Below are 8,324 nucleotides of genomic sequence, written 5' to 3'. Positions count from 1 at the left end.
AGGGCGTCCACTTCTACACCCGGGGCAAGGTCGTCACCTCCCGCTGGCTCGACCCCAGCCACGGCGGCGTCAACCTCGGCTTCCCCACCAACGGGTAGGCGTACCTCCCCGCGACGACGTCGCCCGCTCCCGGTCCTCCAGGCCCTCTCCCGCCGGCCGGAAGGCGGGAGCCGCCCGCCGGCCGCCTCGGGCCGGCGGGCCCTGCCCTCCCGCCCCGGCGGGCGTTGCGCGCCACCCGTATGAGGGGTACCGTCACGGCCCGCGGGACCCGCGCGCTTTCCCGCCCGATTCCGGCACGGGGCACCGGGAGACGGTCTACCACGGGGACGTTCGACATGTGCGGGGGCATATAACTCAGGGCACTACGCATACGGCACGGAGGTCGGCGATGACTGAGTGGCACGCGTTACGGGAAGAGCTGGTCTCGCGGGTGAGCGCGCGGGGCATCAGCGAGGTCGTGGCCGACGCGTTGCGAGTGGTGCCACGCCACGTGTTCCTGCCGGAGCTCGCGGCGGAGGACGTCTACCAGGACGACGCGATCGTGACCAAGCGCGACGTGGAGGGCCGCCCGATCAGCTCCTCCTCCCAGCCGGCGATCATGGCCCTGATGCTCGACCAGCTCGGCGTGGAGCCGGGACAGCGCGTGCTGGAGATCGGGACGGGAACGGGCTACAACGCCGCCCTGCTCGCCCATCTGGTGGGGCCGGAGGGCCTGGTCGTGAGCGTCGACATCGACCCCGACCTGGTGGCGATGGCCGGGGAGCACCTGACGGCCGCGGGCCATCCCGAGGTGAGGCTGGTGTGCGGCGACGGCGCCGAGGGGTTCCCCCCGGAGGCGCCCTACGACCGGGTGATCGCCACCGTCGGCGTGTGGGATCTCGCCCCGGCGTGGCTGGAGCAGCTCGCCCCCGGCGGGCGCCTCGTCGCCCCGCTGGACCTGCGGGGGGTGCAACGCTCGGTGGCGATGGAACGGGACAACGGGCACTGGACGAGCCGCTCGGTGCTGCCCTGCGGGTTCATGCGGATGCGCGGCCCCTTCGCCGGTCCGGAGACGACGCTGGTGCTGGACCGGGAGTCCGACCTGGTGATCTCGCTGCCCGAGGCGAGCGAGATCGGCGACGTGCTGGGGGCGCTCGACGGACCCGTGGTCGAGCTGTCCACCGAGATCAGTGTCAGCCTCTCCCAGCTCCTCGACGGGTTGAGCCTGTGGCTCGCGGTGCACGAGCCCCGCTGGTGCACGATCTCGGAGGCGCGGCCCGGGTGGCTGGCCTCGCCCCCGCTCGACACGACGGGCTTCCGGATGGCCGTCGGCATCGTCGAGCGCGACAACCTCTGCCTGCTGGAGCCGTCACCGGACGGGACACTGATCGCGCGCGGCCACGGGCCGGACAGGGTGCGGCTGGCGAGCGAGATGGTCGCCCACATCCAGACATGGGACATGGCGGACAGGCCCATGACGTCGGGGCTGCGCATCGACGCCTACCGGGGTGACCCGCCCGACGGCGGGCTGCTCATCCGCAAGCGTCACACCACGCTCGCACTGTCCTGGAAGGACCTCTGAGCCGCGCTCGCCCATCGCCGCGTCTGATGAGACTTTTCTCGATACTTGGCCCCTTTTCAAGGAAGATGGCCCGCGATCGTAGCCGGGGTCCAGCGGCGCCGCGACTCCCGGTCATGGGTGGCGGTTCCCAGATCACTCACGTCTCGCGATCCTCCGGCCTGGTCACCGCGAGCGAGTCGTGGACGTGCCCCCAAGCCGTGGCCGGCGTCCGAGGGACGGCGAACACGGCGGCATCGACCGGGAACGGCCCCCGCCGGGCATCCGAAAGCCGCTCTCCCGAAGCGCGCAACGGCACATCTCGCTGTAGTCGGACCGTTACGCCCTTCCCGCAGCTGGGGGAACCGGTGCACACGCGTGAGGGTGACGCCTCGCCGCCTTCCGGTTTCTAGATTGGACTTCACCGGTTCCCGGCAGACGGGGGCCTATTTCGGTGGAGGACAGTTGAACCGGCGAAAAGCAGTGGCCGTTCTGGGCGTCACTCTCACGCTCGGCGGGGCGCTCTCGGGCTACTCGGTCGCGGCGGACACGTCGACCACTTCCGCGAGCTCTCCAGGGAGCGCCTCCGCGAGCGTGACGACGCGAACGCCGCTGACGGCTTGTGCGGGCCTCCCGGCATTGCCGACCGCGCGTTGCGGAACGATCACCGTTCCGCTGGATCGGGGTGACCTCGGGGCCGGGACGACCTCGGTGGCCTTCGCGCTCGTCCCACGTACGGATCAGAGCCGGCCGTCGCTCGGCACCATCGTGCCCAACCCCGGCGGGCCGGGAACCTCGACCATCGACCTGAGCGGGGAACTGTTCACGACCGCGCTCGCCCCGATCCTGGACCGCCGTGACCTGTTGCTGATCGATCCACGCGGGACCGGGCGCTCCGATCCGCTCAGCTGCCCGGCCCTCGCCACCTCCGACATCGTGTTCGAGGGGATCGAGGCGCAGCGGCAGGCGATCGGCGAATGCGGGCGGCAACTGGGGGCCAGGAGCCGTTACTACGGCACGGCCGCCGTGGCCGACGACTTCGACACCGTACGCGAGGCCCTGGGTTTCGATCGTCTCGATCTTCTCGGGATTTCGTACGGGACGTATCTGATGCCGGTCTACGCCCAGCGGCATCCGAGCCACGTGCGGTCGGTGGTGCTGTCCGGCGCGTACGCCGTCAACGAGGATCCCAGCGAGGCGGTCGCCGCGACCGCTCTGCGCCGGGCCGTCACCCTGGTCTGCGAGCGGTCGAGGGCCTGCGCGGGCCGGACCGTGCTGAAGGATCTCGGTGCCCTCGCCACCCGGCTGCGCCGCTCGCCCACCTCGGTGACCGTCGGCTACCGGGGGCACACCCGCCGGGTCGTGCTCGACGAGTGGGCGCTCGCCGGCGCGGTCTCGAAGATCTACTCGGTGGCCGCCGACCGGGACGCCCAGCTGGGGCTGGCCAAAGCGGCCGCGGCCGCGAGCCGGGGGAAGCTCGAACCGATCCGGGAAATCGTCCGCGCCCACCTGATCGAGCAGGCGAAGGCGGCCAACGCCGGGCCGCGGGCGGTGTCGATCCCGCAGAGCTGGGCCACCACCTGCCACGACTATCTGCGATCGTTCGACTTCGCGGACGGCTTCGCCGCCCGGCGCCGCGACTACGACAAGCACGTCGCGCGGCTCGACCCGAAGGACTTCGCCCCCTTCTCCCCCGCCGCCTGGGTCACCCGGGACTCCTTCGACACCGGGGCCTGCCTGAGGTGGCCCGACGATGCGACCGCGCGGCCCCCGTTCGGCCCGCGCGCGCACCTGCCGAACGTGCCGGTCCTGGTGCTCTCCGGCGATCTGGACGCCAACACTCCCACCCCGGCCGGGCGGGCAGCCGCCAGGCAGTTCCCCCATGCCGAAGTGATCGAGGTCCCCGGCGCCGGGCACACTCCGGCGCAGACTCCGCAAGGTGCCAAGCTGACGATGGACTTCATCGTCAAGGCCGGCCTCAAGACCGGCCGGTAGAAGCTCACGGCTCGCCGGTGAAGAGCCCGATGCGGTGCGCGAGAACGACCGCGTGGATGCGATCGCGCAGGCCGAGTTTGGCGAGGATCCGGGAAACGTACGTCTTGACCGTCTCACGGCTGATGAACAGCGCCGCCGCTATCTCGGGGTTCGAGAGACCGGCGACGATCAGCCGGAGCACGTCGATCTCCCGTTCGGTGAGTTCGGCCAGGACCCGGTCCGCCTGGCCACCGTTCCCCTCCCGGATCCGGGCGCCGAAGTGGCCGATCAGGTCACGGGTGACCTCGGGGGCGATCAGCGCGTGACCGGCCGCCACCACGCGGACGCCCTCGATCATCGTCTCGGCGGGGGTGTCCTTGAGCAGGAAGCCGCTGGCGCCGGCGCGCAACGCCTCGAACACGTACTGGTCGAGGTTGAAGGTCGTCACGACCAGAACCCGCAGAGCCCCGGGGGCGGTGCCCGGGCCGACCAGCCGGCGGGTGGCCTCGATGCCGTCGAGCAGCGGCATCCGGATGTCCATGATCACGATGTCGGGCCGCAGCAGCCGGGCCTGTTCCACCGCGGCGATGCCGTCGGTCGCCTGCCCGACGACGTCGAAGTCAGGCTGGGCGGACAGGATGGTGACATAACCGGCCCGGACCAGATCCTGGTCGTCACAGACCAGTACGCGAATGGTCACAGCGTCGCCCGCACCACGAAGGCGCCCTCGGCGTCCCGGCGCACCCTGAGGTCACCGCCGGCCAGGCGCACACGACGGCGCAGCCCGCTCAGGCCCCGGCCGGGCCGCGCCGAGGGCACCGGCCCGTCCGGAGCGCCGGTGCTCACCTCGATGGTCGTCCGGCCGGGCGGCCCGCCCGCGACCCGCACCACGGTCGGCCGGCCCGGCGCGTGCTTCAACGCGTTCGTCAAGGCCTCCTGCACCACCCGGTACGCGACCTCCGACTCGACCACCCCCTCCTCGACGAACTCGACCGGCTGCCCGGCGAGCCGGGTCTGCTCGACGAGGTCCGCGAGCCGGCCCAGCGACGGACGCCGGGGCGCGTCGTGCGCGGGGCTGAGCACGCTGAGCAGCTGCCGCAGGTCACCGAGGGCACGACGACCGGTGTCGCCGATCGCCAGCAGCCCGGCCTCGACCTTCCGCGGTTCCCCGGCCGGCACGAAACGCGCGGCGTCCGCCTGCATGATCATCGCCGTGACGTGATGGGTCACCACGTCGTGCAGCTCGCGAGCGATCCGTTCCCGTTCGTCACGCATCGCCGACTCCACGGCGTACACCTGCTGCTCCTCCTGACGCAGCAGAAGCCCGTGGGCCCAGCTCCCGCCGAGCCAGCAGGCCGCGGGGATGGCGAAGAAGTACACGTACTCGATCACCGGCGTCGGCGGGCCGACGACCGCCAGGGCGGCGGACAGCATCGCGTAGCCGGCCGACCACCCGGCGACCGTGACCCACCGGTGCCGTCGCTGATTCAAGCCGACCGTGAACAGCGCGATGTAGAGCCCGACGCTCGCGAAGGTGGGGCGATAGCCGAGGAACTGGTAGAGCGCGAAGGCCGGCGAGATCAGCGCCAGGCAGGCCACCGGGAACCGGCCCCGTAACGCCAGCGGCAGCCCCTGCCCGATCACCAGGAGCGCCGCGACCAGGGAGAACGACCGGTGCGGGGTGTCCCAGGCCAGGACCGTGCCCTTGTCCTGCACCCACGGCGTGAAGGAAAGCCCGACGACGACGGCCGCGCCCCAGACGTCGCGAGCCCGCAGACCCCGCACCGCGTCCGAAAGCCTCATGCGCCCACTCCCCCGCAACGAAGTAGCCAGGCTACGCGTTGATCGATCGTGAAGTCCTCGGACGTCGCCGTACCCGGCCGGCGCCAGGCCGCTGGTCACGCTTCGAGTGACGATCGGAACGCCCTGGGCACCGGGGCATCTCAAGCACCGGCGCCGCTGACGGCGAAACACGACGGCAGTCACGAAGACACTGACCGCCGAGCCGACAATACCGTGATGCGCGCCGAGCAGGCCAAGGCCGAGAAGGAGCGGCCGCGCATCTGGTCAGACCGGTGCGACACCACCAACGCCCCGGCCCTGTATCCGACCTCGGCGCCCACAAGTCGCTGGACCGGCTGCGCAACGCCGAAGGACAACAGCGGTTTCGCGCCACCGCCCGGCTCGCCCGACCAATTCGGCGCCCGCGGCCTGGCCTGCGCCGGAGTCGGGCATGCCACCGCACAGGCCGATCTGGCGGGCGATGAGACGCGGGCGGCGATGGTCGCCTCGGGACGGGCGTGGATCTACCTGAGAGACGCCCGCCTGGACTGAGTCAGTGTCGCACCCCTTCGATCGTCAGCTCGGTGAGCCGGTCGAGGTATCGGTCGTCCACCGGCCGGGCGTGGGTCAGGCGCCAGAACATCGGTGCGACGGTCAGGTCCAGCACCAGGTCGACATCGTCGGCGGCCAGCTCGCCCCGGTCGCACGCCCGGCTCAGCGCGGCGCGAGCCCAGGTGACGCGCGGACGCGTGACATGTTCCGCCACCGCCTCGGCGAGCACCGGGTTGCGGTCGGACTCGGCGATCAGGTCGGGCAGCACCGCCCGGATGCGCGGGTCACTCAACCAGTCGAAGGCGGCCTGCATCACCGCCCGCACGTCACCGCGCAGGGATCCGGTGTCCGGGGCGGGGCCGGCCGGGATGCTGAGCCGGGCGAGCCCGTGGACGATCATGTCCAGCTTGGACGGCCAGCGCCGGTAGATCGCACTCTTGCCGACGTTGGCACGCTGAGCCACGCCGTCCATCGTCAGGCGTGCGTAGCCCGCCTCCACCAGCAGGTCGATGGCCGCCGTGGCAATGGCATCGGTGACCGCCGGGTTGAGCACGGCAGCACCCGTCGGGCTCCGTCGAGACGTGGTCATGCGTTCATCCTAATTCAGGACGGAACGGTATCGTCCCGGCCATGTTACGATCAATCGGACAGGTCGAGACGGTACCGTCTCGACCGGACGATGTGAAGGATCGGCTCATGAGAACTGTCCTCGTAACAGGCGGAACCGGGACCACCGGCCGGCGGGTCGCCACCTTCCTTCGCGCCCGTGGCGTCGCGGTGCGAACGGCCAGCCGACACCCCGTGGCCGGCGACGACCAGCATGTGATCTTCGACTGGGCCGACCCCCAGACCTTCGCCGGAGCCGTGGAAGGCGTCGACCGCGTGTTCCTGGTCGCCCCGCTCAGCGACCCCGATCCCGCCGCCGCCGTCGGCGGCTTTCTCGACGCGGCTGTCGCGGCCGGCACCCGGCGTGTCGCTCTGCTGAGCTCGTCCGCGGTCACCGACGCCCCGTCGGGACTGGGCGCCCTGCCCCCGCTGGTGCGAGACCGCGTGCCGGAGGTGGCGGTGCTGCGGCCCTCCTGGTTCATGCAGAACTTCGTCGGAAGCCACCCCGTGGCGGCCGGGATCCGCGAGCGCGGAGAGATCGTCACCGCGACCGGCCGGGGCCGGGTGGCCTTCATCGACCCCGGCGACATCGCCGCCGTCGCCGGCCATCTGCTGCTCGGGGCCTCGATCCCCGACGGCGAACTGATCCTCACCGGCCCCCAGGCCCTGAGCTACGACGAGGCCGCCGCCATGATCGGCGAGGTCACCGGCACCTCGGTGCGCCACACCTCGATCACGGCCGAAGAACTGACCACGGCCATCGAAGCCGGTGGAGTGCCCCACGACTACGCCCGGATGCTCGCCGGCATGGACGCCGAGATCGCCGCGGGCAGCGAGGAGCGGATCACCACGACCGTGCGGGACATCACCGGCGAAGAGCCCCGCTCGTTCCGCGACTTCCTCCTCGACGCCCACCGGGCCCGCTCGGCCCACCCGGCGGGGACGGTGGCCTGATGCGTCCCGTGATCTTCGTCGACGCCGAGGGCGCTCACGGCCACGCCGGTGCCGAACGCCTGGCCATGGCCCGCGTCTTCGACCGGCTCGACACCACCCCGCGCCACGTCGGTGGCAGCCGGAACGACCACACCACCAGCGCGCGGCACAAGGAGATCTCATGAACCTGCAGGAGATCAGCGACCGGCTCGAGATCCAGGACGTCGTCCACCGGCTTGTCCGCGGCTTCGACCGCCGCGACTGGCACACCGTCGAGCACCTGCTCGCCGACACCGTCGTCTCGGACTACACCGCGATGCTGGGCGGCGAGCCGCAGTCGCGCACCGCCGCGGAACAGACCCGGTACTACCGGGAGCAGCTTGACCCTTTGGACGCGACGATGCACGCGGCCACGACGTTGCTGGTCGACCTCGACGGCGATCACGCCACGGCGAGCGTCAACGTCCTCACGTGGCTACGCCGCGAAGCCGCCCACGACGGCCCGATGTGGTCCAACGGCGCCGCCGGCGAGATCCGGCTGACGCGCACCGCGGGCCACTGGCGCATCGACCGGATCACCGTGCGACCCGCCTGGGCCGAGGGCAACGGAGGCGTCCTCGACCCCGCCCGGTAAAACCGGCACCCACCGGCCCCGCCGACGCCGGAGCGCAACGCGCCAGGGCACGCGCGTTCGACACACCCACCCCCAGCACCGAAGACGAGCTGACGGACCATCGCACCCGCCGTCGGAGCGTTGTCGGGTGGTTGCCCCGGTGGACTCCGCCGCCGGCCGCTCCGCAGGCCGCGAGGAGACCATCGAACGGGCAGACGTCCCCTCATGCCTTGACATCCTCTCCGCCCTAAAGGACGGAGATTCCCGCCTGCCGCGTGGGCTTCGGGTGGGTTACTGCTTCGCCGCGCTGCGCCGGGACAAGTCCCG

General features: G+C 71.6%; 9 protein-coding genes. 6 read left to right on the top strand and 3 right to left on the bottom strand.

Features of this window, described 5'->3' with window-relative positions:
• The first annotated feature begins 388 nt into the window (after positions 1-388).
• Both fxlM and ACFFRH_RS43810 read left to right on the top strand, forming a co-directional pair.
• Positions 389-1,561: a methyltransferase, FxLD system gene (gene fxlM, locus ACFFRH_RS43815; protein ID WP_386164075.1), complete on the top strand. Its 1,173-nt coding sequence runs from the start codon at positions 389-391 to the stop codon at positions 1,559-1,561.
• Between the two features lie 570 nt (positions 1,562-2,131).
• Entirely contained in the window at positions 2,132-3,532 is a 1,401-nt protein-coding gene (locus tag ACFFRH_RS43810) for an alpha/beta hydrolase (protein WP_386164073.1), read from the top strand.
• Between the two features lie 4 nt (positions 3,533-3,536).
• On the opposite strand, the gene ACFFRH_RS43805 is transcribed toward ACFFRH_RS43810, so the two are convergent.
• Together ACFFRH_RS43805 and ACFFRH_RS43800 are read right to left on the bottom strand one after the other, a co-directional pair.
• The gene (locus ACFFRH_RS43805; RefSeq protein ID WP_386164071.1) at positions 3,537-4,211 is read right to left on the bottom strand and encodes a response regulator; all 675 of its coding nucleotides are present in this window, start codon (positions 4,209-4,211) and stop codon (positions 3,537-3,539) included.
• Positions 4,208-5,314, bottom strand: a complete 1,107-nt coding sequence (locus ACFFRH_RS43800; protein ID WP_344744537.1) for a sensor histidine kinase — start codon at positions 5,312-5,314, stop codon at positions 4,208-4,210. Before ACFFRH_RS43800 ends, ACFFRH_RS43805 begins: the two co-directional genes overlap by 4 nt.
• 216 nt (positions 5,315-5,530) lie before the next feature.
• Between ACFFRH_RS43800 and ACFFRH_RS43795 the strand changes: the two genes are divergently transcribed.
• Positions 5,531-5,845, top strand: a complete 315-nt coding sequence (locus tag ACFFRH_RS43795; RefSeq protein WP_344744536.1) for a hypothetical protein — start codon at positions 5,531-5,533, stop codon at positions 5,843-5,845.
• Between the two features lies 1 nt (position 5,846).
• Here ACFFRH_RS43795 and ACFFRH_RS43790 read toward each other — a convergent pair whose 3' ends face one another.
• Positions 5,847-6,434 carry a TetR/AcrR family transcriptional regulator gene (locus ACFFRH_RS43790; protein ID WP_344744534.1) on the bottom strand — a complete coding sequence of 196 codons (588 nt, stop codon included), beginning with the start codon at positions 6,432-6,434 and terminating at the stop codon, positions 5,847-5,849.
• 107 nt (positions 6,435-6,541) lie between these two features.
• On the opposite strand from ACFFRH_RS43790, the gene ACFFRH_RS43785 reads away from it, so the two are divergent.
• The 3 genes from ACFFRH_RS43785 to ACFFRH_RS43775 are packed head-to-tail and all read left to right on the top strand — an operon-like array spanning position 6,542 to position 8,018.
• Entirely contained in the window at positions 6,542-7,405 is an 864-nt protein-coding gene (locus tag ACFFRH_RS43785) for an NAD(P)H-binding protein (protein ID WP_344744533.1), read from the top strand.
• Positions 7,405-7,569 (top strand): hypothetical protein, encoded by a 165-nt coding sequence (locus tag ACFFRH_RS43780; protein ID WP_344744532.1) that lies wholly within the window; start codon positions 7,405-7,407, stop codon positions 7,567-7,569. The genes ACFFRH_RS43785 and ACFFRH_RS43780 overlap by 1 nt, the downstream gene beginning before the upstream one ends.
• A complete protein-coding gene (locus tag ACFFRH_RS43775) occupies positions 7,566-8,018 on the top strand; it encodes a nuclear transport factor 2 family protein (protein ID WP_344744531.1) in 453 nt (150 codons plus the stop codon). Before ACFFRH_RS43780 ends, ACFFRH_RS43775 begins: the two co-directional genes overlap by 4 nt.
• Positions 8,019-8,324: the final 306 nt, after the last annotated feature.

It is taken from the genome of Streptosporangium vulgare (genome assembly GCF_042428775.1).
GTDB lineage: Bacteria > Actinomycetota > Actinomycetes > Streptosporangiales > Streptosporangiaceae > Streptosporangium > Streptosporangium vulgare.
This window is presented reverse-complemented; position numbering and strand designations above follow the sequence as displayed.

What these genes read in the sequence shown, in the direction of transcription:
- fxlM (WP_386164075.1), top strand. Translation starts at nt 389, where the DNA reads ATGACTGAGTGGCACGCGTTACGGGAAGAGCTGGTCTCGCGGGTGAGC.
- ACFFRH_RS43800 (WP_344744537.1), bottom strand. Translation starts at nt 5,314, where the DNA reads ATGAGGCTTTCGGACGCGGTGCGGGGTCTGCGGGCTCGCGACGTCTGG.
- ACFFRH_RS43795 (WP_344744536.1), top strand. Translation starts at nt 5,531, where the DNA reads ATGCGCGCCGAGCAGGCCAAGGCCGAGAAGGAGCGGCCGCGCATCTGG.
- ACFFRH_RS43790 (WP_344744534.1), bottom strand. Translation starts at nt 6,434, where the DNA reads ATGACCACGTCTCGACGGAGCCCGACGGGTGCTGCCGTGCTCAACCCG.
- ACFFRH_RS43785 (WP_344744533.1), top strand. Translation starts at nt 6,542, where the DNA reads ATGAGAACTGTCCTCGTAACAGGCGGAACCGGGACCACCGGCCGGCGG.
- ACFFRH_RS43780 (WP_344744532.1), top strand. Translation starts at nt 7,405, where the DNA reads ATGCGTCCCGTGATCTTCGTCGACGCCGAGGGCGCTCACGGCCACGCC.
- ACFFRH_RS43775 (WP_344744531.1), top strand. Translation starts at nt 7,566, where the DNA reads ATGAACCTGCAGGAGATCAGCGACCGGCTCGAGATCCAGGACGTCGTC.